The sequence below is a fragment of the Sediminicoccus sp. KRV36 genome (assembly GCF_023243115.1).
Lineage (GTDB): Bacteria > Pseudomonadota > Alphaproteobacteria > Acetobacterales > Acetobacteraceae > Roseococcus.
In genome coordinates this window covers 1,200,609-1,224,003 of record NZ_CP085081.1, presented here as the reverse complement: position 1 = coordinate 1,224,003, position 23,395 = coordinate 1,200,609, and the positions used below count along the sequence as shown (strand labels likewise).

The 23,395-nt window shown below is 69.4% G+C and carries 25 protein-coding genes; 11 read left to right on the top strand and 14 right to left on the bottom strand.

Translation table 11 applies throughout. The features are described 5' to 3' along the window. Nucleotides 1-31: 31 nt before the first annotated feature. Together LHU95_RS05475 and LHU95_RS05470 are read left to right on the top strand one after the other, a co-directional pair. The gene (locus tag LHU95_RS05475) at nucleotides 32-1,807 is read left to right on the top strand and encodes a glycosyltransferase (protein ID WP_248710371.1); all 1,776 of its coding nucleotides are present in this window, start codon (nucleotides 32-34) and stop codon (nucleotides 1,805-1,807) included. 246 nt (nucleotides 1,808-2,053) lie between these two features. Then, nucleotides 2,054-3,046, top strand: coding sequence for a tripartite tricarboxylate transporter substrate binding protein (locus LHU95_RS05470; RefSeq protein WP_248710370.1), 993 nt, complete (start codon nucleotides 2,054-2,056; stop codon nucleotides 3,044-3,046). Between the two features lie 32 nt (nucleotides 3,047-3,078). On the opposite strand, the gene LHU95_RS05465 is transcribed toward LHU95_RS05470, so the two are convergent. The 5 genes from LHU95_RS05465 to coaBC all read right to left on the bottom strand — a co-directional run bounded on the left by LHU95_RS05465 (nucleotide 3,079) and on the right by coaBC (nucleotide 6,975). Next, on the bottom strand, nucleotides 3,079-3,954 hold the full coding sequence (locus LHU95_RS05465) for an SH3 domain-containing protein (RefSeq protein WP_248710369.1): 876 nt from the start codon (nucleotides 3,952-3,954) through the stop codon (nucleotides 3,079-3,081). 38 nt (nucleotides 3,955-3,992) lie between these two features. Beyond that, nucleotides 3,993-4,364 carry a DsrE family protein gene (locus LHU95_RS05460; protein WP_248710368.1) on the bottom strand — a complete coding sequence of 124 codons (372 nt, stop codon included), beginning with the start codon at nucleotides 4,362-4,364 and terminating at the stop codon, nucleotides 3,993-3,995. After that, the gene (moeB, locus tag LHU95_RS05455) at nucleotides 4,361-5,161 is read right to left on the bottom strand and encodes a molybdopterin-synthase adenylyltransferase MoeB (protein WP_248710367.1); all 801 of its coding nucleotides are present in this window, start codon (nucleotides 5,159-5,161) and stop codon (nucleotides 4,361-4,363) included. The genes LHU95_RS05460 and moeB overlap by 4 nt, the downstream gene beginning before the upstream one ends. Nucleotides 5,162-5,347: 186 nt before the next feature. After that, nucleotides 5,348-5,785 carry a dUTP diphosphatase gene (dut, locus tag LHU95_RS05450; RefSeq protein WP_248710366.1) on the bottom strand — a complete coding sequence of 146 codons (438 nt, stop codon included), beginning with the start codon at nucleotides 5,783-5,785 and terminating at the stop codon, nucleotides 5,348-5,350. After that, nucleotides 5,782-6,975: a bifunctional phosphopantothenoylcysteine decarboxylase/phosphopantothenate--cysteine ligase CoaBC gene (coaBC, locus tag LHU95_RS05445; protein WP_248710365.1), complete on the bottom strand. Its 1,194-nt coding sequence runs from the start codon at nucleotides 6,973-6,975 to the stop codon at nucleotides 5,782-5,784. Before coaBC ends, dut begins: the two co-directional genes overlap by 4 nt. Before the next feature lie 43 nt (nucleotides 6,976-7,018). Between coaBC and LHU95_RS05440 the strand changes: the two genes are divergently transcribed. Then, on the top strand, nucleotides 7,019-7,375 hold the full coding sequence (locus LHU95_RS05440; RefSeq protein WP_248710364.1) for a DUF4260 family protein: 357 nt from the start codon (nucleotides 7,019-7,021) through the stop codon (nucleotides 7,373-7,375). Nucleotides 7,376-7,440: 65 nt separating this feature from the next. On the opposite strand, the gene LHU95_RS05435 is transcribed toward LHU95_RS05440, so the two are convergent. The 5 genes from LHU95_RS05435 to LHU95_RS05415 form a co-directional block, all read right to left on the bottom strand. Beyond that, nucleotides 7,441-8,262 (bottom strand): DMT family transporter, encoded by an 822-nt coding sequence (locus tag LHU95_RS05435; protein WP_248710363.1) that lies wholly within the window; start codon nucleotides 8,260-8,262, stop codon nucleotides 7,441-7,443. A 283-nt stretch (nucleotides 8,263-8,545) separates the two neighbouring features. Next, entirely contained in the window at nucleotides 8,546-8,935 is a 390-nt protein-coding gene (locus LHU95_RS05430; protein WP_248710362.1) for a DUF2155 domain-containing protein, read from the bottom strand. Next, nucleotides 8,935-9,147: a hypothetical protein gene (locus LHU95_RS05425; protein ID WP_248710361.1), complete on the bottom strand. Its 213-nt coding sequence runs from the start codon at nucleotides 9,145-9,147 to the stop codon at nucleotides 8,935-8,937. Before LHU95_RS05425 ends, LHU95_RS05430 begins: the two co-directional genes overlap by 1 nt. Beyond that, nucleotides 9,144-9,641 carry an outer membrane lipid asymmetry maintenance protein MlaD gene (gene mlaD / locus LHU95_RS05420; protein WP_248710360.1) on the bottom strand — a complete coding sequence of 166 codons (498 nt, stop codon included), beginning with the start codon at nucleotides 9,639-9,641 and terminating at the stop codon, nucleotides 9,144-9,146. Before mlaD ends, LHU95_RS05425 begins: the two co-directional genes overlap by 4 nt. Before the next feature lie 47 nt (nucleotides 9,642-9,688). After that, nucleotides 9,689-10,042 (bottom strand): NADH-ubiquinone oxidoreductase subunit NDUFA12 family protein, encoded by a 354-nt coding sequence (locus tag LHU95_RS05415; RefSeq protein WP_248710359.1) that lies wholly within the window; start codon nucleotides 10,040-10,042, stop codon nucleotides 9,689-9,691. 147 nt (nucleotides 10,043-10,189) lie between these two features. Here LHU95_RS05415 and LHU95_RS05410 point away from each other — a divergent pair, with 147 nt between their 5' ends. The 7 genes from LHU95_RS05410 (at nucleotide 10,190) to LHU95_RS05380 (ending at nucleotide 17,358) form a co-directional block, all read left to right on the top strand. Further along, the gene (locus LHU95_RS05410; RefSeq protein WP_248710358.1) at nucleotides 10,190-11,692 is read left to right on the top strand and encodes a TSCPD domain-containing protein; all 1,503 of its coding nucleotides are present in this window, start codon (nucleotides 10,190-10,192) and stop codon (nucleotides 11,690-11,692) included. Then, nucleotides 11,692-12,156 (top strand): RidA family protein, encoded by a 465-nt coding sequence (locus tag LHU95_RS05405; RefSeq protein WP_349292666.1) that lies wholly within the window; start codon nucleotides 11,692-11,694, stop codon nucleotides 12,154-12,156. Before LHU95_RS05410 ends, LHU95_RS05405 begins: the two co-directional genes overlap by 1 nt. 27 nt (nucleotides 12,157-12,183) lie before the next feature. Then, the gene (locus tag LHU95_RS05400; protein ID WP_248710357.1) at nucleotides 12,184-13,329 is read left to right on the top strand and encodes a GNAT family N-acetyltransferase; all 1,146 of its coding nucleotides are present in this window, start codon (nucleotides 12,184-12,186) and stop codon (nucleotides 13,327-13,329) included. Next, nucleotides 13,329-13,613 (top strand): MGMT family protein, encoded by a 285-nt coding sequence (locus tag LHU95_RS05395; protein WP_248710356.1) that lies wholly within the window; start codon nucleotides 13,329-13,331, stop codon nucleotides 13,611-13,613. The genes LHU95_RS05400 and LHU95_RS05395 overlap by 1 nt, the downstream gene beginning before the upstream one ends. Then, nucleotides 13,610-14,479, top strand: coding sequence for a DMT family transporter (locus LHU95_RS05390; protein ID WP_248710355.1), 870 nt, complete (start codon nucleotides 13,610-13,612; stop codon nucleotides 14,477-14,479). Before LHU95_RS05395 ends, LHU95_RS05390 begins: the two co-directional genes overlap by 4 nt. Nucleotides 14,480-14,498: 19 nt before the next feature. Beyond that, nucleotides 14,499-16,481, top strand: coding sequence for a DNA/RNA helicase domain-containing protein (locus LHU95_RS05385; protein WP_248710354.1), 1,983 nt, complete (start codon nucleotides 14,499-14,501; stop codon nucleotides 16,479-16,481). Between the two features lie 319 nt (nucleotides 16,482-16,800). Next, a complete protein-coding gene (locus LHU95_RS05380; protein WP_248710353.1) occupies nucleotides 16,801-17,358 on the top strand; it encodes a hypothetical protein in 558 nt (185 codons plus the stop codon). A 146-nt stretch (nucleotides 17,359-17,504) separates the two neighbouring features. On the opposite strand, the gene LHU95_RS05375 is transcribed toward LHU95_RS05380, so the two are convergent. From LHU95_RS05375 to ettA, 4 genes are all read right to left on the bottom strand, one after another. Further along, nucleotides 17,505-19,595 (bottom strand): calcium-binding protein, encoded by a 2,091-nt coding sequence (locus tag LHU95_RS05375; RefSeq protein WP_248710352.1) that lies wholly within the window; start codon nucleotides 19,593-19,595, stop codon nucleotides 17,505-17,507. Nucleotides 19,596-19,945: 350 nt separating this feature from the next. Continuing rightward, the gene (locus LHU95_RS05370) at nucleotides 19,946-20,470 is read right to left on the bottom strand and encodes a GNAT family N-acetyltransferase (RefSeq protein ID WP_248710351.1); all 525 of its coding nucleotides are present in this window, start codon (nucleotides 20,468-20,470) and stop codon (nucleotides 19,946-19,948) included. A gap of 4 nt (nucleotides 20,471-20,474) precedes the next feature. After that, nucleotides 20,475-21,053 carry a hypothetical protein gene (locus LHU95_RS05365; RefSeq protein WP_248710350.1) on the bottom strand — a complete coding sequence of 193 codons (579 nt, stop codon included), beginning with the start codon at nucleotides 21,051-21,053 and terminating at the stop codon, nucleotides 20,475-20,477. Between the two features lie 3 nt (nucleotides 21,054-21,056). Then, nucleotides 21,057-22,736, bottom strand: a complete 1,680-nt coding sequence (ettA, locus tag LHU95_RS05360) for an energy-dependent translational throttle protein EttA (RefSeq protein ID WP_248710349.1) — start codon at nucleotides 22,734-22,736, stop codon at nucleotides 21,057-21,059. A 107-nt stretch (nucleotides 22,737-22,843) separates the two neighbouring features. Here ettA and LHU95_RS05355 point away from each other — a divergent pair, with 107 nt between their 5' ends. Next, nucleotides 22,844-23,392, top strand: coding sequence for a glutathione S-transferase family protein (locus LHU95_RS05355; RefSeq protein WP_248710348.1), 549 nt, complete (start codon nucleotides 22,844-22,846; stop codon nucleotides 23,390-23,392). Nucleotides 23,393-23,395 lie beyond the last annotated feature (3 nt).

Sequence of the window (23,395 nt, the reverse complement as noted above, 5' to 3'; positions counted from 1 at the left end):
CGCCCGGGCACATGGGCTGAGCGCGAAGAACATGGCTTCCCCCCGCTTCGTCGTGGACCTGACGGATCTGCTGGAACTGCTGGAGTTGCAACGCACGCCGGTGGGGGTTGCGCGGGTGCAGATGGCGTTGCTGGAGGCGGGGCTTGAACCCGGCACCCCAGCGCTGTTCCAGCTCGCGCTGTTTTCGCCCGAGCAGGGGCGCTTCGTGCAATTTCCGGAGGCTCTGCTGCTCGCGATCATCCGCGCCGCGCGTGAGGGCGGGCGGCGTGACGAACCCGCCTGGCTGGCCCTGCAGGAGGCGCGGCGGACCGCCCAGCAGGGTGCCCCGGCCTTTGCCTTTGCCGCCGGGGACCGGGTGCTGGCGCTCGGCCTCACGGGCAGCAACCCGATGCAGCTGCGGCGCCTGCGGGAACTGCGCCAGGCCCATGGCGCGGTGGTCTGCGTGCTGTTCTACGACGCGATCCCGCTGGCGACGCCCGAGCATTGCGATATCAGCCTGTCGCGCAGCTTTTCCGAGCATCTCCTTGCCATGTGCCTGCAGATCGACCGGGCGGTGGCGATCAGCGCCTGCACGGCGCGGGATTTCCGCTTCTGGCAGCGCCGCCTTCTGCCGCATCTGGACATTCCTGTCGGCATCATGCCGCTGGACGCGCAATTCCCGCCGCTCAGCGGCGCGGCGCCCGCCGAATTGCCCGCCGTGCTGCGCGAAGGCCGGCCCTTCGTGCTCTGCGTCGCGACCATCGAATCGCGCAAGAATCACCTGCTGCTGTTGCACGCCTGGCTGACCTTGCTGCGACGGCACGGCGACGCCGTGATGCCGGATCTGGTCCTGCTCGGCCGCCAGGGCTTCCAGGCGGAGCCGGTGCTGCATCTGATGCAATCCGCCCCGGAACTGCGCAGCCGCGTGACCCATTTGCAGGATGTCGGGGATGCGCTGCTGGCCTTGCTCTATGAGCGCTGCCTCTTCACCGTCTTCAACAGCTTCTACGAAGGCTGGGGCCTGCCGGTCACCGAGGCCCTGGCGCATGGCAAGATCGCCATCACGCCCGATCATACCAGCCTGCGGGAGGCGGGTGGCTCCGCCGCCCTGTATTTCACGCCGCAGAGCGAGCCGGAACTCGCCGAGCTCGCCTGGAGCCTGATCCGGGACCCGGAGCACCGCCGGCGCCTGGAGGCGAAGATCCCGGAACGGACGCAGATCCGCAGCTGGCGTGCCGTGGCGGAAGGCCTGGTCGCCACCCTTGCCACCGACACCACGCCCCTGCCCGAGCCGGCGGCGCGGATCTTCTTCCCGCTGGGGGAACGCGTGGGCTTCGAAAAACCCCAGATCCCCGACCTGCCCGCGTTGATGGCGCCCTTCAGCCTGCTGCATCAGATGCTGTGCGAAGGCGAGGGCTGGGGCCTGCAGGAACGCTGGGGCATCGGCGCCTCCTGGGGCCCGGTTCGGCTGCGGTTTCCAGTGCCCGTGCCGCCGCCCGAAGGGTTGATCCTCACCCTCGAACTCGCGGCACCCGCGGCGGCGCCGGCGCTGGTCCGGCTTCGCGCCCTGCGGCCGCACGAAGCGCCCGGCCCCTGGTTCGCCGAGGAATTGCCCGCCGGGGCCAATCGCCTCATGCGCGTGGATATCCCGCCTTGCGAGCCAGGCGAGCTGGTGATCGAGTTCGACACCGGGCCCGCCCCGCAGGAGCCTGGGCGGCCGGTGCGCATCTTCTTCACGGGGCTGATGCTGTGCGGCGCGGCCGATCATGATGCCCAGCTTCGCTATCTCTCGGCACGCTCCGGCCTGAGCACCTTGCGCCCGGCCTAAGCCGAAGCCGCATTACCTCGCATCAGGCCCGGGCGCCGCTTGCCGGGAACTGCCATACGCCGCCCCCCTCAGCCCGCTGCGCGGCGTGGATGGGGCTCGAATGACGCAGGTTGCGCAGGGCGCGTCCGCCTGCCGCCACGAAACCTCGCCGGGCTTCGGGCCAGCGGATTTTCCTTGACCTCCGGGCGGCTTCTGGCCGTGCATGTGTCAGGGCAAGCGCACCAAAAGCGCGGCCAGGGAGAGACGATGCCGCATTCCGCGATGACGCGCCGCGCAGCACTTGGCCTGAGCATGGCGGCCCTCGCCGCCCCCGCACTCATCGCCCCGGCGATGGGCCAGCCCGCCTGGCCAAGCGGCCCGGTGCGCTTCATCGGGCTGTTTCCGCCGGGGGGTGGCACGGATATCCTCTCCCGCCTCTGGTGCATCAAGATGAGCGAGATCACCGGCCAGTCCTTTGTCGTGGAGAACCGCTCGGGCTCGGGCGGCAATGTGGGCACTGAAGCGATTGCCCGCGCTGTGCCGGATGGCAACACGATCGGCCTTGCCAGTGTCGCGCCGCTGGCGATTTCGCCCACGCTCTACGGGCGGCTGCCCTTCAACCCGGCGCAGGATTTCTCGCTCGTCTCGGGCCTCTGGCAACTGCCCAATCTGCTGGTCGTGAACAACGACGTGCCGGCGCGCTCGGTGCCGGAACTGATCGCGCTGCTGAAGGCCAATCCCGGGCGCTACGCCTATGCCTCCTCGGGCTCGGGCACCACGGTCCATCTCTCGGGCGAGATGTTCAAGGCGATGGCGGGGGTGGACATGCTGCACGTGCCCTATCGGGGTGCGGCACCCGCCCATGTGGACCTCCAGGGGGGGCGCGTGCACATGATCTTTGACAATATCCCCCAGGGCCTGGCGCTGGCGCGCGAGGGCCGGCTGCGGGCCCTGGCCGTCACCGGGGCGACGCGCAGCCCGCAGGCGCCCGAAATCCCGGCCATGGCGGAATTCCTGCCGGGTTTCGAAATCACCTCCTGGGGCGGGGTGATGGGGCCGGCGGGGATGCCGCCCGCCATCATCCATCGGCTCAACGCGCTGACACGGCAATCGCTGGAAAGCCCGGACCTGAAGCGCCGCTTCGAGGAAAACGCCGCCTCCACCTGGTACACCACGCCCGAGGAATTCGCGACCTTCCGCACCCTGAACGAGGCCGCCTTCGCGCCGCTGATCCGCGCGTCAGGCGCCCGGGTGGATTGAAGCCGGCCTGATCCGCGCTGGGACCAGGCGCGCTACTTGATTTCCTCATCCGGCAGGACGCCGAAGATCTCGCCACGCCGGATGAAGCCGCGGCGGTCCTGCACCTGGACTTCGCACCAGTCGCTGCCCGCATCGCAGCCGCGGATGCGGCCGATCACGCCCGGGCGCAGCCTGGCGACGGGGGTGGAGGCTTCCTCAGCACGGCGGCGCAGCGGCACTTCGGCGCTGGCCTCGCCACGCACGATGAAGGTGCGGCGGCCGGGCTGCAGGTTGGAGGCGGCCAGCCAGCCCTCGGTTCCATCCGGGTCCCGGATGCGGCGCCACTGGTCATGCTCGCGAATGATCTGCACCGGCAGGTCCGAGCGCTGGTAGCGCCACTCCACCGGAAAGCGGCGGTCCGGACCGACGCGCAGATTGACATCATTCGAGCGCAGGGCGGCGAAGCGCGGCATGGGCAGGCCGGTGACGCTGCCGATGGGCGGGATGGGCTCGGGCGGCGGCGGGGTTGCCGCCTGGGCGGGCGGTGCGGCGGCGGCGGCCGCGGTGGCAGCCGCTGCCGCCGCTGCGGCCGCGGCGCGGCGCTGCTGCTGGGCCTGCTGGCGCTGTGCCGCGGTTTGCGGCGGGCGTGGCGTGGTGTTGGGGTGGGCGGCCGGGCGGGCCGTGCTGCCCTGGGCATTGCCAGCTTGGGGATTGCCAGCTTGGGCATTACTGGCCCGGGCCGGGCGCGCGGCAGCCCTCGGCGCGGCGGCGGATGTGGCGGGCGGCGTGCTCGTGGGCGCCGTGCTGGTGGGCGCCGCCGCGCGGGGCGGTGGCACGCTGCCCTGCCCACCCAGAGTTGATTGCGCGCCCGCACCGCCCGCCCAGGCAAGCATCAACAGCGCGGCAAGGACGAAACGGATCGGCATCATTCGCCTGGATGCCAAGCCGGGTCGCGCCGGGTCAAGCGTCACAGTGAAATGACCTGGCCTGTGCCGACCGCGCCCAGGAAGGTCACGATGCCGGCAAGTTCCACGCCCGGCGCCAGCCTCTCGCCATCCAGCCCCTCGGCGCGCAGCCCGGCTTCACAGGCGATGCGACGGATCTCCAGCGCCCGCGCCGCCTCCATCAGCGTCGCGATGCTGGCGACGCCGGCCCGGGCCAGCTCCGCCTCGCGCGGGTCACGCTCCAGCGGTGTCGCCTCCAGCAGCAGGCGGCAGCCGCCATTCGTGGCAAAGAGCGTGACCGGCCGGCCGAGGGCGGCGGCGGCGGTGGCCAGCATCAAGGCGTAATGCGCCCGCTCATGCCCGCCCGAGAGCAGCAGGATGCCCAGCGCCGTCACGCGGGATGCGCCGAAAGATCGTGAATGCCGGCATGCTCGCCGCAGAGCGCGCAATCCGGGTCCCGCCGCAGCTTCACCGTGCGGAAGCGGGCATCCAGCGCATCCCAGAGCAGCAGCCGGCCGGACATGTCCTCGCCAATGCCGAGCAGCAGCTTCAGCACCTCGGTGGCCTGCAGCGTGCCCATCACGCCCACCACGGCCCCCAGCACCCCGGCCTCGGAGCAGCTGGGCACCAGCCCTTCGGGCGGCATGTCCGGATGCAGGCAGCGATGGCAGGGGTGAGGTGCGCCCTGATGCGCGCGAAACACCGAAAGCTGGCCCTCGAACCGCAGCACTGCGGCGCTGACCAGGGGCTTCTTCAGCAGATGGCAGGCATCGCCCAGCAGGAAGCGCGTCGGGAAATTGTCGGTGCCATCGCAGATCACGTCGTATTGCGGGATCAACTCCTCGGCGGCGGCGCGATCCATGCGGCGGGTGTGCAGCTCCAGCCGGACCTCGGGGTTGAGCGCGCGCAGGGCCTCGGCGGCGCTGTCCGTCTTGTTCTGACCCAGCCGCGCCGTGCTGTGCGCGATCTGCCGTTGCAGGTTGGACAGCTCCAGATGGTCATGATCCACGAGGCCGAGCGTGCCCACACCCGCCGCTGCCAGATACATCGCCAGCGGCGAGCCAAGCCCGCCGGCGCCCACCACCAGCACGCGCGCCTGGCGCAGCCGCGCCTGGCCGATGGCGCCAACCTCCTTCAGCAGGATGTGGCGCGAGTAGCGGTGCAACTCACTTTCCGTAAAATCGAGATCCATGTCCGCAATATGGGGTGGGCTGCCCCCTGACGACCAGCCCAGGCCGCAGGGAATACGCATGGGGGTTTCCCCGCGGCGCCCCTATGGCGGAAAGCCCGCCGCCTGGGTCTTTATCCGGCGCGCCGGGCCAACAGCGCATCGAAGCTTTCGGCAAACCGGCGCTGGCGGATCCCGCTTCGCGGCGCCCTAGACGCGGCCGGTGCTGCCGAAGCCGCCCGCGCCACGCTGCGTCTCCGGCAGCACCACCACCTCTTCCCACTCTGCCCGTGTGACGGGCGCGAAGACCGCCTGCGCGATGCGCTCCCCCCGTGCCACGGAAAAGGCCTCGGCCGCGGTGTTCAGCAGAATGACACCGACCTCACCACGGTAATCGCTATCCACCGTGCCCGGCGCGTTCAAGACGGTGACACCGTGCTTGAGCGCGAGGCCCGAGCGCGGGCGGACCTGCATCTCGAAGCCGTCCGGCAGCGCGATGGCCAGCCCGGTCGGCACCAGGGCGCGACCACCAGGCGGGATGGTCATGTCGGCCGCGGCCAGCAGGTCCATGCCGGCCGCGCCGGGCGTGGCATAGCCGGGAAGCGGCAGACCCTCCGCATGCGGCAGGCGCTGCACCAGGACCTTCATGCGAAATGCTCCGCCACGCGCGCGGCCAGGCGCGTCGCCACATCTTCCTTCAGCATCCTCGGCCATTCCTCCACGGCATCGGCGGTGACCAGGTGCACGGCATTCTCGGCGCCCCCCATCACATCGCCGGAGACATCATTCGCGATGATCCAGTCGCAGCCCTTACGCGCCAGCTTTTCGCGCGCGTGCTGCACCACATGCTCGGTCTCCGCCGCGAAGCCGATGACGAGACGCGGGCGCTGCGCGTGGCGCGACAATGTGGCCAGGATATCAGGGTTCAGCGCCATGCTGAGCGTGGGCGCCGCGGCCCCCGGCTGCTTCTTCAGCTTCTGCGCGGCCTCCTGCGCCACCCGCCAATCAGCCACGGCGGCGGCGAGGATCGCGATATCCGCCGGCAGGCTCGCCTCGCAGGCGGCCAGCATGTCGCGCGCGGTTTCCACGCGGCGCACCACAACACCCGGCGGATCCGGCAGCGCGACGGGGCCACTGACCAGCGTGACGCGCGCGCCAAGGGCCGCCAGCGCCGCCGCGATGGCGTGCCCCTGCTTGCCGCTGCTGCGATTGGCGATGTAGCGCACCGGGTCAATCGGCTCATGCGTCGGCCCGCTTGTCACCAGCGCATGCCGGCCCGAGAGCGGCCCGGAGCCGAGCAGGGTGCGGATGGCATAGGCGATGGCCTCCGGCTCGGAGAGGCGCCCGGGGCCGGATTCCGGCTCCGCCATCGGGCCATCCTCGGGGCCGATGAAATGCAGGCCGCGCTCGGCCAGGGTGGCGATATTCGCCCGCGTGGCCGGATGCGCCCACATGGCCGGGTTCATCGCGGGCGCCACCAGCACGGGGGCGCAGGTTGCCAGCAGGATGCAGCCGGCAAGATCATGCGCGAGGCCATGCGCCATCTGCGCCAGGCGGTTCGCGGAGGCCGGGGCCACCACCACCGCATCGGCCCAGCGGGCCAGGCGGATATGGCCGATCTCGGCCTCCTCCCCGCCCCTGGGCGCCCAGAGATCATCCTGGACGGGTTCACCCGTCAGCGCCGCGAGCGATTCCCGGGTGACGAAGCGCGCCCCGCCGGCCGTCAGCACCGCGCGCACGCGGGCGCCCTCCGCCCGGAGCAGGCGCACCAGCATCAGCGCCTTGAAGGCGGCGACGCTGCCGGAGACGATCAAAAGGATGTGGCGACCATGGAGCATGGGTTATTCTGCGCAGCAAATCCCCATCTGGCGAAGCCCCTGCATGCCCGACCGCACCATCCTGCTCCTGCGCCTGGAGGGCCTGGCGCTGTTCCTGGCGAGCCTGGCCGCCATGGCCTGGCTGGGTGGGGGCTGGTGGCTGTTCCTCGCGCTGTGGCTCGTGCCGGACCTGTCCATGCTGGGCTATCTGGCGGGGCCCCGGGTCGGCGCCATCGCCTATAACACGGCGCATATGACCATCGGGCCCCTGGTGCTCGGTCTGGTGGCACTCTGGCTGCCCGAGGCGGCGGTGCCGGCCCTGGCCTGGGCCTCGCATGTCGGGGGGGACCGCGCCATGGGCTACGGGCTGAAGCGGGGCGATTTCCATGACACTCATCTGGGCGGTTTGCGGCGCGGTTGATCCGCGGCCGCCAGGGCGCAGTTCAACGCCGCGCGCAGGTCCCAGCCCGCGCGCCGAAGGGCGCCTTATCTCGCCCGGAACATCAGCAGCAACCCGGCCAGGGTGATGGCCCCGCCCAGCAGGTCGCCCCAGGCCAGCCGCTCCTCCATGAAGGACCAGCCGAGCAATGCGGCGACCGGCGGCGCCATGAGTTGCAGCGCCGCCGCATTGGAAGCGCCGAAGCGTCGGATCACCAGGAAGAACAGCGCATAGCCAGCCACGCCAACGACCAGGCTCGCATAGAGCATGCCGCCGATCAGCATGGGGCTGGCCGTGCGCGGCAGCGGCCCGCCGATCAGGCCGGCCAGGGCGATCAGCACCACGCTCGCCACCACCGTCTGCCCGAGATTGGCCGACCAGGGGTCCATGCGCGCCCGGGCCGGCGCATAGGCCAGCACGCCCACCGCCTGCAGGAAGGCGCCGCACAGCGTCAGGCCGATACCCCAGGCCTCGGCCGCTTCCAGCCCATCGGCCGAGCGCAGCAGGCCCAGCGTGGCGACACCGATCCAGCCCAGGCCAAGCCCAAGCCAGCCCAGGGGCGCCAGGCGCTGCCCGCGCCAGGCCTCGCCCAGCGCCACGAACAGCGGCGAACAGGCCGCCAGCAGGGCCACCAGCCCGGACGGGACATGGGCCGAGGCCACCCAGGCGCAGGCGAGATAGCCGCCCATGCCGAAGCCGCCCATCACCGCGAGGCGCCAGCGATCGCTGCCCTGCGCGAAGGGCACCCGCCGCCAGCGCCAGATCAACCAGAGCAGCGGCACCACGCCAGCGAAGCGAATGGCCAGCGCCCAGAGCGGCGGCCATTCCAGCGCCACGATCCGCGCCGCATTGAAGGCGGAGCCCCACATCAGGACATAGAGCGTGGCGAGAAGCAGGTTGATGGGACGTGGCCTGTTGAATGGGGCGCTTCAGCCGCGCGCGGGGATCTTCGCCCACGCGGGCCGGCGGTGGGCGTTACCGGGTGGGCGGCCTCATGCGCCGACGGGCGCGCCGCAATGAGGGAGTGCCCGGCACATCGCGGCAGGCCGGTCGGGGAGCCTCCCTTCGCCAGGGTTCACGACGAGACCTCCAGCCTGTTGTCTTCGTGGCATCAGCATCCATCCGAAGGCTTCGGCCTGAGCGGAAGAGGCTCTACCGGCAGCTCATGATCCGCAGATCATAGACCGGATGCTCGAACATGTTGACCGCCGGCGCATCGGCGAAGAGCCAGCCCCGGAACACTGTGCCGCTCCCCGCGCCGCCACGATCATCAGTGACCTCTAGCCAGGCCGCCGCATCGGGGACTTCATCCGGCGGGCGGGCATGGCAGGCGCGCAGGGTGATGGTCAGCGTGCCGAAGCGCGTCGCCTCCCCCACGGTTGCGCGCAGCGTCGCCACGCGGGCATTCACCTTGTCGAGCGCCTGGATCTCGCCAACCCGGCGCGGCACCCATTCCTGGGCGGCGGCGGGTTGGGCGAGGGCCAGCAGGGCCCAGGCGGTGAAGGTCGAGGCAGCGAGGGCCGGGGCCGGGAGGGCGCGCATCACTTGCGCCTCGGGCTCGGCAGGCCAGCGACGATCTCGCCGAGGATCTGCCGCATCGCCGCCTCATCCACGCCCATCAGAACGGCATCCTCCAGCGCATCGCGCAGCACCTGCACCGCCTCGGCGTGGTTCTCGGCCAGCACTTTCACCTTTTCGCGGCAGGAGATCGGCTGGCCATCGCTGCCCGGCCAGATGGCGGGCGGCGTGCTCATCGTGGCGCCGGGGCGGGTTCGGCGGCGGCCGCACCGCCCGCATTCATCTGCGTGACCGAGAAGATGAAGCGGCCCAGCAGGCTCTCCAGGCTGACCGAGCCCTGGGTTTCGGTGATCCGGCCGCCATCGGCCAGCAGGCGATCCGCGCCGCCGGGCACGATGGAGACATATTTGCCCCCCAGCAGCCCTTCGGAGCTGATCTCCGCCGAGGAATCGGTGGGCAGGCCCAGGTCACGGCGGATGCGGATCGTCACCACCGCCTGGAAGGTGCGCGGATCAATCCGCAAATCGCTGACCGAGCCGATCTTGACCCCGCCGATCTTCACATCGGCACCCTGGTTCAACCCGTCCACGCGGTCGAACTGCGCGGTCAGGGCGATTCCGTCTGTCTGCGGCGAGCGGCCGCCATGCAGGATCGCATAGACCAGGAAGACCCCGGCCGCGGCCAGGACCATGGCGCCGGTCAGGACCTCGGCGATGCTGCGGCCCTTCATGCGCGCCCGCGTGTCGGTAAGTTTTTCATGGGCGGAGAGATGGACTGTCAGCCGCCCGGCGTCCAGGCCTCATAATCGCCGCCGGTCACGCGGCGCTGTCCGCCGGCATAGTCATGGCCCTTCGGGCGCCAGGCCTGGGCGGTGCCCGTCAGGTTAGGCTGATGCGGCTTCTGCCAGCTGTATTTCGGCCCAGGCAGCGGCGCATCGGTCAGATGATGCAGCCAGGCATGCCATTCCGGCGGCACCACCGAGGAATCCAGCCCCTTCGCCAGCGACACCGTCCGCCGCGCCCGGCCATAGACCGGATCGGGCCGCCTCGCCTCGTAATAGGTGTTGCCCGCCGCATCCCGGCCGATCTTGCGGCTGCCCAGACGAGTGAGGAAAAGCTGGATTTTTGACATTCCCTATCCTCCCACAAATTCGCGACGTGGCAAAGCGCCTGGCAGGATGCGAAAGGGCGCAGTTTTCCACAAGATGTTGTGGTCCGTTCCCGTTCTGAACACATCATGCGGCTTCCCGTCACAATCCCCCCGGGCTAGGCTGCGCAGATGGCACGCATCACCGGAAGCTTGTGGGAAGGGGTGGCGCTGCGGCGCACCCGGATTGGCGCGGACCCCGACGCGCCGCCCCGTGCCGTGGCACTGCCCGAGACCTGGGAAGACGAGGCGGCCGCCGCCCTGGCCGCCCTGGCACCCGGCGATGCCCCCATCACCCTACCGCGCGTGGCCGAGGCCTGGATTGCCCGCGCCCTGAAAAGCGGCGGCAAGGCCGGCCTCATCACCCCCCGCGAAGCCCCCCAACTGGCCGAGGGCTGGCGTGCGCTGCTGCTGACGCGGCGCGGCGCCCCAGGCGCCGAGACCTGGCGCGGCGACGCCCGGGCCGAGCCCCGCTTCGTGCTCAACCTGCCCGCCTTCCTCGAACCCGAGGGCGGCTTCGACCTCGAAGGCTATACCGAGGCCTGCGCCCTCGGCGTCGTCTTCCTCGATGCCGCGACGGGCGGCAAGGCGACCAAGCTGCGCCTGGGCTTCGCCGATCTCGCCGGTCTGCTCTCCGCCCTCGGCCTGGCTTATGACAGTGCAGGCGCGCGCGAGGTTGCGGCCGGCATCGCGGCGCTCACCCGGGGCGCCGCCGAGGCGCAAAGCGGGCGCATGGCCGAACGCCTCGGTGCCCGTGAACCCGTGGCGCTGATCTGGCCCGAGCCACCTGCCAGCACCCCCCTGCCCGGCCTTGCCGCCGCCGCGCGCGCGGCCCTGGATGCCGCCATGGCCTCGCCCGGATTGCGGCACCAGGCGCTGGTCGCCCTCGCGCCGGCCGATGCGGCGGAAGCCCTGCTGGGCGCCGAGACGGCGGGCATCGCCCCGGCCCCCGGCGCCACCCGCGCGGTGGAAACCCTGGCGGGCGTGGTGGATGTGCCGACCCGCGCCGCCCTTCGCGCACCCCAAAGCCGCGTGGCGGCCCTGCTCGGGCCGGTCAGCCAGGCGTCGCGCCGGGCGATGCAGGCGGCCGTGACACCCTTCCTGCATGCGGCCCCGCCGAGCCCCGTGGCACTGCCAGCCGCACCGCGCCCCGCACCCGCGCCGCGCCCGGCCCTGCGCCGCCAGGCCGGCCAGACGCTGCATGTGACGGTGGGCGGACATCGCGTCGCCCTGCGCACCGCCGAGGAGGATGGCGCCCTGCGGGAGATCGCCTTCAGCCTCTCGAAGGAGGGCGCCGCCTATCGCAGCCTGATGGATGGCTTTGCCCAGGCGGTGTCCCTCGGCCTCGCGCGCGGCGTGCCGCTCAGCGATTACGTCGAGGCCTTCGCCTATACGCGCTTCGGCCCGGCCGGCGCGGTGGAGGGCGACCCCGACATCCCCCGCGCCACCTCGGTGCTGGACTGGGCCTTCCGCCGCCTCGCCATGGATTACCTGGGCGGCGCGCTGCCCCAGCCGGAAGCCGAGGATGTGGCTCCCGGAAGCCTGAGCCGCGTGGCCGAGCAATCGCCGCTTCTGCCGCTCGACCTGCCTGCCGTCGCCGAACGTCCGAAACGCAATTTAAGGGTGGTTGCCTGATGTCCAAGATTGAAGCGCGGCTTGCCGAGCTCGGCCTGACCCTGCCCGAGGCCGGCGCGCCCATCGCCAACTACGTCCCCTTCACCGTCTCGGGGAAGACCATCTACGTCTCGGGCCAGGTGCCCCGGAAAGATGGCGCGATCCATCCGGTCGGCCATCTCGGCGCCGGGGTTTCCATCGAGGAGGCGAAGCAGGCGGCGCAGCTTTGCTTCCTCTCGATCCTCGCCCACGCCAAGGTGGCGGCGGGCGGCGATCTGGACCGCATCGCCCGCGTCTTGCGCGTGACGGGCTATGTGAATTCCGCCCCGGGTTTCGGCGACCAGCCGGCCGTCATCAACGGTGCCTCGGATTGCGCCGTGGCCGTCTTCGGCGATGCGGGGCGGCATGCGCGCAGCGCGGTGGGTGTCGCGGCGCTGCCGGGCGGCGCCGCGGTTGAGGTCGAGGCGATTCTCGAACTGGTTTAATCGGGGTTTCGCCCCATAGTGTCGGGGATGGATTCAGCCGAACTCACCCTCTCCCTGCATCGGGCCATCGCCGAAATTCCGGCGGCGGAGTGGGATGCCTGCGCAGGGGATAATCCCTTCGTCAGCCATGCCTTCCTCAGCGCCCTGGAGGAGAGCGGCAGCGCCTCGGCCAAGACCGGCTGGCTGCCACAGCATGTGGCGCTGCGGGATGCCGGAGGTGAGTTGCTGGCCTGCGCGCCGGCCTATGCCAAGTCGCACTCCTATGGCGAATACGTCTTCGACCATGGCTGGGCTCAGGCCTTCGAGCAGGCGGGCGGGCGGTATTACCCCAAGCTCCAGGTGGCGGTGCCCTTCAGCCCCGTTCCCGGGCCGCGCCTGCTGCGGCGGCCCGGCGTGCCGGTGGCGGCCCTGGCACAGGGGCTGGCCCAGGCCATGGCGGCGCTGAAATGCTCCTCCACCCACATCACCTTCTGCACGCGCGAGGAATGGGAGGCGCTGGGCGAGGCCGGCTGGCTGCAACGCACCGGCGTGCAATTCCATTGGCAGAACCAGGGTTTTTCCGATTTTGACGACTTCCTGGCCGCGCTCAGCAGCCGCAAGCGCAAGACGCTGAAGCGCGAACGGCGGGCGGTGGCGGAAAGCGGACTGACGTTGCAGACGCTGCGTGGTGCTGAGATCACGCCCCGGCATTGGGCGGCGTTTCACGGCTTCTACCGCAACACCGTGGATGCGCGCTGGGGCAGCGCCTATCTGACGAAATCCTTCTGGCCATTGCTGGGCGAGAAGCTGGGCGAGCGCGTCGTGCTGATGTGGGCCGAGCGCGATGGCAAGCCGGTGGCGGGCGCGCTGAACCTCCTGGGCGGCGAAGCGCTCTATGGCCGCAACTGGGGCTGTGACGAGGAAGTGCCCTTCCTGCATTTCGAGCTGTGCTACCTGCGCGCCATTGATTTCGCCATCGAGCACGGCGTCAGCCGCGTCGAGGCAGGCGCGCAGGGCGAGCACAAGATCCAGCGCGGCTATCTGCCGGCCCTGACCTATTCCGCGCATCTCATCGGCCATCGCGGCCTTTCGGATGCGGTGGCGCGTTTCCTGGAGCAGGAGCGCCCGGCCATCCTGGAACGCATGGCCGAACTCGCCACCCTCTCGCCCTATCGGCGCGACGGCGAGGCCTGATGGCGAAATCGCCCTTCTTCGCGCGGATCAAGGCGGATGTGCTGAGCATCGTGGCCAACATCCCGGAGGGCGAGGTGGTGACCTTCCGCGACATCGGCGCGCATCTGGACGTGATGCCGCGCCATGTCGCCTATATCCTCAAGATGCTGGATGCCGAGGAGCGCGCGGCCTTCCCAGCCGGGCGCGTGGTGGCGAGCGACGCGGCCGCGCTGGATGTGGCCCGCCTGCCGCATGGCGTGCCCCGGCAGAGCGGCCCGGCCAACGCGCCCATCGCACGGAAATGAGGCTCGCCTACGGGCAGTTGGCGCTGGCGATGATCCTGGTCGGCGCCAATGTCGGCGTGGCAAAGCTGCTGGCCGAGGCGCTGCCCATTGCGATGATCGCCTTCCTGCGCTGCCTGCTGGCCGTCGCGGTGCTCTGGCCGCTGGCGCGGATGATCGAGGGCAGGGTGCGGGTTTCGGGCGCGGTGAAGCGGAACCTGGCACTCCAGGCCATTTTCGGCACGGCGATCTACAATGCCGGGCTCCTGGCGGGGCTGCGCTTCACCTCGGCACTGGAGGGCGGCCTGGTGCTGGCGACCCTGCCGGCCGTGGTGGCGCTGGGCAGTCTCCTGTGGCTGCGGGAGCGGCTTTCGGCGCGGCAATGGATCGCGGCGGGGCTGGCCGGCTTCGGCATGGCGGCGATCACGCTGGCACGGCTGGGCGGCGGCGGGGGTGGTTCGGCCTTCGGCAACATGCTGGTCTTCCTGGGCGTGTGTGGCGAGGCGATCTATGTGCTCCTGGCCCGCCGCGTGGCGGGCGCCGTGCCGGTCTTCACCGCCTCTCTCTGGATGCAGTTGTTTTCGGCTGGGGTGCTGCTGCCCTTCGCCGCCCCGGGCTTCGCGGCCGTGGCCGCGCTGGCCGATCCGCAGCTGCTGGCCCTGCTGGTGTTTCATTCGCTGACGGCCAGCGTGCTCTGCCTGCTGCTCTGGTATGCGGGGATGAAGCGCGTCCCGGCGGCCACGGCCGGCGTCTTCACCGCCTTCCTGCCGGCCAGTGCGGCGGTGACCGCGGTGCTGTTCCTGGGCGAGAGCTTCGGCCTTGTCCATGCGGCGGGGTTCGTGCTGATGATGGGGAGCGTGCTGTTGGCGACCTGGCCTTCCCGGCGCTGACCTGGCAGCATGCCTTGGCATGCGCGCATGGTTGACCCTCACCGTTCCGGAATTGCTGGCCCGGGGGGCTGAATCCCTTGCCGCCGAGTTAGCCTTTGCGCAGACCGCACGCCACGCGGCGGTGGAGATGGGCCAGCGCACCGCCTGGACGGACATGCTGCGCGCGCTGCAACAGGCGCTTGGTGCAGCGCCTGCGGCGGGTTGGACGCTGCTGGTCGAGTACGATCTGCTGCGGCTACACAAGCGCATCGATGCCGTGCTGCTGACCGATCGCGCGACGCTGGCGATTGAGTGGAAGAACCGGGAGACCGCCGCCCGGCCGGCTGATTTGCGCCAGATCGAGGATTACGCGCTGGACCTGCATGATTTTCATGCCGGCTGCCGCGGCCATCCGGTGGTGCCGGTTCTGGTCGCGACGGACATGCTGCCGACACTGTTCTCGCCCCCCCTGATCTGGCAGGGCGTGGCGCCACCGCTGGCGGTCAACCAGTGGCAGCTCGGCGCGCGGCTCGGCGAGATTGTCGCGGCCATGGGCGAACCCGCCGTGCCGCTGGATGCCGCGGCCTGGCTTGGCGCACCCTATCGGCCGGTGCCTTCGGTGCTCGAGGCGGCCGCGATGCTGTTCGACCGGCATCGCAGCGCGGCGATGACAAGCGCCCGGGCCGACGCGGCGAACCTCACCCGCACGACTGAGGCCGTGGCCCGCGCCATCGCCACCGCACGCGCCCAGCGGCAGCACGTCGTGGTCTTCGTCACCGGCATTCCCGGCGCAGGGAAGACATTGTGCGGGTTGAACATCGTCTTTGGCGCGCTGCGCGAAACAGGGGCCGCCTTCTTGACGGGCAATGCCCCCCTGGTGGCCGTGCTGCGCGCGGATCTGCATCGGCGCGGTGACGACCAGCGCGGCCTGGCCCGCACCGCCCTGCAGAATGTGCATCGCTTCCTGGAGCATCACGTGCTCAGGCCGCAGGAGACGCCCGAGGCCCGTGTCATCGTCTTCGATGAAGCCCAACGCGCATGGGATGCCGACCAAGCGACCCGTGACACCCAACGCCGCGTCAGCCGCCTCACTCTCAGCGAGCCCGCTCATACGCTGGACATCATGGCGCGCCATGAGGACTGGTCGGTCGTCGTGGCCCTCATTGGCAATGGGCAGGAAATCAATACGGGCGAGGCAGGGCTGGCCGAATGGGGCCGCGTCATCGCCGCGCGGCAAGAATGGCGCGCATTCGCGGCCCCCCGCGCCATCACCGCCCCCGAGGCGGCCCAGCGCCTCAGCGATGGCGCAGCCCCCTGGCTGACGCTGGATGATGCGCTGGACCTGACGGTGCCCATGCGTTCAGTGCGCGACCCGCAGGGCGCACCCTGGGTGGATGCGCTTCTCCGCAATGAGGAAGCGCTGGCCCGCCGGATCGCCCGCGAAGCCGCCGGCGTGCCGTTCTTCGTCACGCGAGACCTCGCGGCGATGCGCGCCGCCCTGCGCGACCTGGCGCGGGGTGAGCGTCGCGCGGGCCTTGTCGCCTCCTCTGGTGCGCGGCGACTGCGCGCCGAGGGGCTGGGTGTGCAAGTGCCGGCGGTGGAGAACTGGTTCCTGGATCGCTGGCCCGATGTGCGCGCCTCGGACGCGCTGGAGACCTTGGCCACCGAATATGATTGCCAAGGGTTGGAACTGGATGTGGTAGGCCTGTGCTGGGGTGGGGATTTGCTGCGCGCACCCTCCGGTTGGCAAATTCGCCGCTTCAGCGGGACGCGCTGGAACAAAGTGCAAAAGCCCGAGGCCCAGAGCCACTTCATCAATAAGTATCGCGTCCTCCTCACCCGCGCCCGCTACGAGACGGTGATCTGGGTTCCCCCCGGCAGCCCCACCGATGATCCCTTCCATGACCCCACGCGCCCCGCCGCCGAGATGGACGCCATCGCCGATTTCCTGCTGGCCTGCGGTGCGCAGCCCCTGGCCACGGCACCGCTGCCGGAGCAGTCGGCCGCCCCGCAACTGCTGTAGCCGGCTGCTGGAGAAGGCCAGCCAGCGAGTGGGCTTCGCCCTATGGCGTTGTCTCCGCTTTGCGGCCAACCCCAACAAGAAACCCAGGTTCTTGGGCCCTCGATCGTACACATCCTGGGATGAAGGTGCAGGAAACTGGTTTCCTGCCGGGGTGCTCGAGGGGCTGGCCCCTCGATCCGTCACGGCGACTTTTCAGCAGGTCGCCAGCGCCGCCGCTCACGATCCCTTAACCTTTTTCCGGGATTCATCGTCTGGAGAGACGCCAGGACGGCGCGTCAGGGCCAGCCCGGCCTTGCAGGATGGAGATCGGGAAAAGCCCATGGCGCAACAACAGCCGCAACAGCCACTCGGCGAAACCGCGCCGGAAATGCCGCCCCTGGCCAGCGAGGCGACGCCCGCCCCGCAGGACGCGGAAACCGCGGCCTTGCAGCCGCTGGTCCTGCGCACCTGCCTGGCGCTGCAAGCCATGGCCAGCAGCCTGGAAGCGCTCGAAAGCGTCTTCGCGCGGATGGAAGCGCTCGATGCCGGAGCCGAGGATCACCGCCAGCTCCTGCATGGCACCGAGGAGACGGTGGCCCATGTCATCGCCTTGCTGCGGCGGGAAGGCCCAGCTTTGCTGTTCCGGGCCCAGGCGCTGCGGCTCCGGCTGCGGCTGCATGGCTATGCGGCCGGACATTCCGCCGCACTGGCCTTGCGCACCCTGCATGCGGATCTGGACGGCCTGGCGGGCTTCAAGCCGGAACGGCCCGCGCGGATCCTGGCCCTTTGGGCGCCGTTCATCCGGCGCGCGCGCTCCAACACCCTCATCATGCTGTCGGAATTCGACCGGCATGCGCGGCAGATCGCGGCGCAGGTCGGCGAAGAGCCGGCCCTGTAGCGCGCGGGGCGCCGCATCACTGATCCCATCCGGATGGCAACTGCCGATGGGCAAGGAACCGCGCGGGGCTGAGCGGATCCCGGTGTCAGCGCAGTTGACCGAAGGCGCGGTCGCCCTGGCCCGAATGGCCAGGGCGCGCCTCGGCTTCAGCCGAAGACCAGGTCCTGCTGCATCAGCGCGGCTCCGGCCTGCAGGACGCAGACAGTGGACTGCCCACCCGCGCCGATGCCGTTCGCGTCGAAGAACAAGGTGTGCTGGAACGGGTCATAGATGAACTGGCTCAAGGATGATGTCGGCGCCACGCCATAGACAAACCGCCCATCAAGCGAGGCCCCGGGTGCGAAGCCGAAGCTCGACCCGATCAACACCATCATATCCACGCCGGCGGAGAAATCACCGACGGTATCCCCGCCTTCGCCATTGACGAAGTAGAAGGCGTCCGCCCCTTCCCCACCATACAACACATCGGCGCCCACGCCCCCGTTCAGGACGTCATTGCCCATGCCGCTGAACAGGGAGTCGATCCCCGCCCCGCCGATCAGCACATCCGCACCGCCATTGCCGACCAGCACATTATTGGCGCCGTCGCCCACCAGGACATCGGCGAATTGCGAGCCGATCAAGGCCTCGCAGGCGATGTAGATGTCACCGGCGGCTTCACCGCCCGTGCCGGTGCCCGTCGCGAGGGAAGCGGTCACGCCGGCCGTCGCGTAGTCGAAGCGAACATAGTCGTAGCCATTGCCGCCATTGACGTAGTCAACACCGGGCCCCGGGTAGAAGCTGTCATCGCCATCGCCGCCATACAGCGCGTCATCGCCCGCGCCACCGAGCAGCACATCATTGCCATTCATGCCGGCGAACACGTTGACGTTGTCATCGCCGACGAACAGATCGCCGAAGCCGGTTCCCAGGAAACCCTCGACGCTGGTGTAGGTGTCGCCCATGGCATCCGCCGTGTTCAACCCTGGCGAGGCCAGGTAGACCGAGACGGCCGCGGCGCCGCCCTGGAAGCTGGCATAATCGAACCCGCTGCCACCATGGATCAGATCGCCGCCGGCACCGCCGTTCAGGATATCGTCGCCGGCATCGCCAAACAATTGATCCACGCCGCCAGCGGCGATGAAGCTGTCATTGCCGGTTCCGCCGCGCAGCACATCGGTCCCGTCACCCGTCGTGATGGTGTCATTGCCGCTGCCGGTGGTGATGGTGAAATTCTCGGTGCCGATGAAATCCATCGTCGCGGTGGCGCCATCCTCGACATGGCCGGTATAGCCGGTGCCCAGATTGCCGCTGGTGATGCCGCCGATCACGTTTGTCGTCATCGCCGCATAGTCGAGGGTCAGGCGGTCAACGCCGGTTCCAGTGTCCAGCGTGGCGGCGCCGCCACGGACGGTGATCAGATCCTGGCCGCCGCCCGCCACGATGGTGGCAGCGCCCGTACCGGAAAGGATGGTGTCATTGCCAGCGCCCGAGGTGAGGGTATTGGTGCCGTCACCAGCATCCATGAAATTGCCGCCATCCAGGGCGGTGAAGGTGTCCGAGCCACCGCCGCCCGTGATGGAATTGGCTCCCTGGCCGGCCACGACGATGTTGGTGCCAGCACCTGCCACGATGGTGTCATTGCCGGTGCCGGTCGTGATCGTGTCGGCATCATCGCCGCCGGTCACGCTGTTCGCGCCGTTGCCGGCGGTCACCGTATTGGCGCCGGCCCCGACATTGATGATGTCATCGCCCGCGCCGGTGGTGATGGTATCCGCCGCAGCGCCGGTCAGCACGGTGAAATGCTCGATGGTGCCGGCCGTGATGGTGACGGAGCGCCCGCCGCCGCCGGCCTCGGTGAAGTTGGAGGTGGAATCGCCGGTGACGGGGCCGATGGCCAGCGCGTAGTTCACAAACAGCCGGTCCGTGCCCAGCCCGCCATCCACGGCATCCACCCCGGCCGAGACCGTGATGATGTTGTCGCCGGCATTGCCGACGATGCCATTGCCGTCGATCGCGTCCAGAATGCGGAAGGGCGCGGTTCCGGTGGTGGTGAAGGTCGGGATGCCGACGCCCAGCTGCAGCACGATGCCGGTCGAGCTCGCATCGCCCGTGATGATCAGGCCGGTCAGCGTGATGACCACCGTCTCGTTGCTGTAGCCGGCCTGCAACTGGATGGTGTCACCGGGGGACGCGGCGAGGAGCGCTGCCGCGATGCTCGGAAAGACGGATAAGGAACCGACTGAGAGAACGGGCATTTACTTTTCCTCGCATGAATGATTGAGTCGGGAATGAAACGACTTCCCATTGCAAGGAACGCGTGGCGTGGCGCTGAGGTTACAGGGGGCGGAAAAGAAGTTGCCGCCCTGCTGGGGCCGCCCCTTGTGGTTGGAACCCGATTCGCGTCAGACGAACGGGACGCGGCGCATCGCACGGCTGGCCTCGCGAATATCTCCTTCGCCGGCGCATGAGGGGCCAGCCGCAACCCATGGCATCATCCGTTCAACCGGCGCCGTTTGGATGGATGATGCCATGGGAACACAGCGGGCCAGAGCTTGTGAAGTGAACCCTTGCGGGCGGACCGTGCCCTGATGTTTTCCAGCCGCCTTTACCCGCGCGGGGCAGTGCTCTCGAAGATCAGCATGCGATGGCCGCGGTTCAGGAATTCGCCCGCTTCGCGCATGCCGCAATCGCGCAGCACCGCGCAGGAGGAGAGGTTCGTCTCCCGCGCCACGCCGATGATGCGCGCAAGCCCGACGGCGTGGCCGAAATCCAGGGCCGCCTTGGCCGCTTCCCGCGCATATCCCTTGCCCCGGCATTCCGGCCAGAGGGCGAAACGCACCGCCACACCGCGCCCGTCGGGCCGCTCCATCAGGCCCGCAATGCCAAGGAATTCGCCGGTCTCGCGCAGAAACACGCTCCAGGTGCCGTAGCCGCGTACCTGCCAGAAATCCATGTCATCTTCCAGCTCCTCACGCGTGCGCTCGGCCGAGCGGGTGCCGTGCAGCATGTAGCCGAAGACATTCTCGTCGGATTTCAGACGGATCAGGTCCGGCAGATGCTCGCTGCCGGGCGGCAGGAGAGAAAGGCGCTCGGTCGTGATGCTGCGCCGCTGGCCCAGGATTTGCGACACGGCCCTAGCCCTCCAGCCGGATATTGTGGCCGCCCGCGGGGCTGGGCTGAAATTCGGCAAAGCCGACAGCGACGCGCGCCTGCGGCTGGGCTGCCTGCAACGCACGGAACAGCGCATCCGGGCTGCCAGGCCGGATCCAGGGGCGTGGCATGGCGCCGATGCGGATCAGCGCCGCCGCGATCACCTGCGCGCAATTGCCGCCAATGGCCAGAAAGAGCGGCGGCCGCTCCGCGATCTCACGCCAGATCGCCACGAAATCCGCCGCGCGGGATTCCCCCACGCGCAGGATGCAGAAGGTGGTCGGGCACAGGCGCTGGCGGGCCAGGGCGGCGCGCATGTAGTGCGGCCTATCGCGCAGCAGCGCTGCGGCATCACGCACCATGCCGGGCGCGATGACAGCGAGGCGGCCATCCCGCCGGGTGCGGGCGTAATATCCGATGGGCTCGCCGCGCGGCAGGATCGCGTCGGCATGGCCGCCCTCATCCGTGCTGCGGGCGAAGGGGCCAGCCTTGAAGCGGCAGGCGATGCCGATCTCATCCGCACCCACCACCAGCGCGCCGGGCGCATAGGCCGATTCGAACATGGCCTATCTGACCAGGGGCCGATACTTGATGCGGTGCGGCTGATCGGCCGCGGCCCCCAGGCGGCGGCGCTTATCCGCCTCATAGGCCTGGAAATTGCCCTCGAACCACTCGACGTGACTGTCGCCCTCGAAGGCCAGGATATGTGTGGCCAGGCGGTCCAGGAACCAGCGATCATGGCTGATCACCACAACGCAGCCGGCAAATTCCATCAGCGCCTCTTCGAGGGCACGCAGCGTGTCCACGTCGAGGTCGTTGGTCGGCTCATCCAGCAGCAGGACATTGTGCGGAACGGCCAGCATCTTGGCCAGATGCACCCGATTGCGCTCACCACCCGAGAGCACGCCCACACGCTTCTGCTGGTCGGCCCCCTTGAAGTTGAAGGCGGCCGTATAGGCGCGTGAGGCGATGCTGCGCTTGCCGATATTGATCTGGTCGTCGCCGCCGGAGATCTCCTGCCAGACGGATTTCTTGTCATCCAGGCTGTCGCGCGACTGGTCCACATAGCCGAGCTGCACCGTGTCCCCGACCTTCAGCGTGCCGGAATCGGGCGTCTCCTGGCCGGTGATCATGCGGAACAGCGTGGTCTTGCCCGCACCGTTGGGGCCGATCACGCCGACAATCCCGCCGGGCGGCAGCTTGAACGTCAGGTCATCAATCAGCAGGCGATTTCCGTAAGCTTTGCGCAGCCCCTCCGCCTCGATGACGGTATTGCCGAGGCGCGGCGGCGGGGAGATGAGGATTTCGACCTCGCCCAGGCCGCGATCCTGGCTCTTTTCCAGCAATTCCTCATAGCGGGAAATACGCGCCTTGCTCTTGGCCTGGCGGGCGGAAGGCGAGCGCCCAATCCATTCCTGCTCGGCCGCCAGCGTCCGGATACGGGCCGTATCCTCGCGGTTCTCCTGCTCCAGCCGCTTGCGCTTCTGTTCGAGGTAGGCGGAGTAGTTGCCCTGGTAGGGGAAGCCGCGGCCGCGATCCACTTCCAGGATCCAGTTGGTGACATTGTCCAGGAAGTAGCGGTCATGGGTGACGACCAGCACCGCACCTGGATAATCGCGCAGCGTGTGTTCCAGCCAGGAAACGCTCTCGGCATCCAGGTGGTTGGTGGGCTCATCGAGCAACAGAAGTTCCGGCTTTTCCAGCAGCAGGCGGCACAGCGCCACGCGGCGCCGCTCGCCACCCGAGAGGTGTTCCACCGAGGATTCGGCCGGCGGGCAGCGCAGCGCGTCGAGCGCGATCTCCACGCGGCGGTCCAGCTCCCAGCCATCGGCGGCGTCGATGGCTTCCTGCAATTCGCCCTGCTCGGCGAGGAGGCTGTTCATCTCCTCCTCGCTCATCTCCTCCATGAAGCGCTCGCTGATCGCGTTGAAGCGGGCGAGTTGCGCTTCCAGCTTGCCGAAGGCGGCGCGGACGTTCTCACCGACATTCTTGGTCGGATCGAGCTGCGGCTCCTGCGCCAGGTAACCCACGCGCGCACCTTCGGCGGCCCAGGCCTCGCCACCGAAATCCTTGTCCATGCCGGCCATGATCTTCATCAGCGTCGATTTGCCCGCGCCATTGGGGCCCAGCACGCCAATCTTCACATCCGGCAAGAAGGACAGGGTGATGCCCTTGAAGACCTCGCGGCCGCCCGGATAGGATTTCGTCAAGTCCTTCATGACGTAGACATACTGGTAGGCGGGCATGGCTTGGTCCTGCACGGAAAAGGTGTGAGCGGTTTCTATCGCATGACGACGCGGATGGGGAGGGCTTGGGCGTGCTGACGCTGTTCCTTGCACCAGGCTCCAGCTCCATGGCTCCACATATCGCGCTGCACGAGGTCGGCGCGGCTTTCACGCCGCGGCAGGTCTCGCTGAGGCGGCGCGAAAACCGCAGCGCCGAATTCCTGGCGCTGAACCCCGAAGGCAAGGTCCCGCTGCTGCTGACGGAGGGGGGGCCGCTGACAGAAGTCGCGGCCATCCTGTTCTGGCTGGCACGGCGCCATCCGCAAGCCGGCCTGCTTCCCATGGGTGATGCCCTGGCCGAGGCGCAGGTGATCTCCTGGATGTCCTTTCTGGCGGCCACGGTGCATCCGGCCCGCCGGCAAGGGGTGGACCATGCGTTGCAGGTCTGGTCATTGGCGGAGGGGCGCCTGGGCGGGGCGCCCTATGCGCTGGGCGCCACCTGTTCCGTGGCGGACATCCACCTGTTTCGCCTGTTCTGGCGCTTCAAGGGCAGTGCCGCCCTGGAGCCAGGGGCGTTTCCGCGCCTGACGGCCCATCATGACCGCATGATGGCGCGCCCGGCCGTGCGGCGCGTGCTGCGGGACGAGGCCGCGATGGGCTATGAATTGCCGGCCTGACGC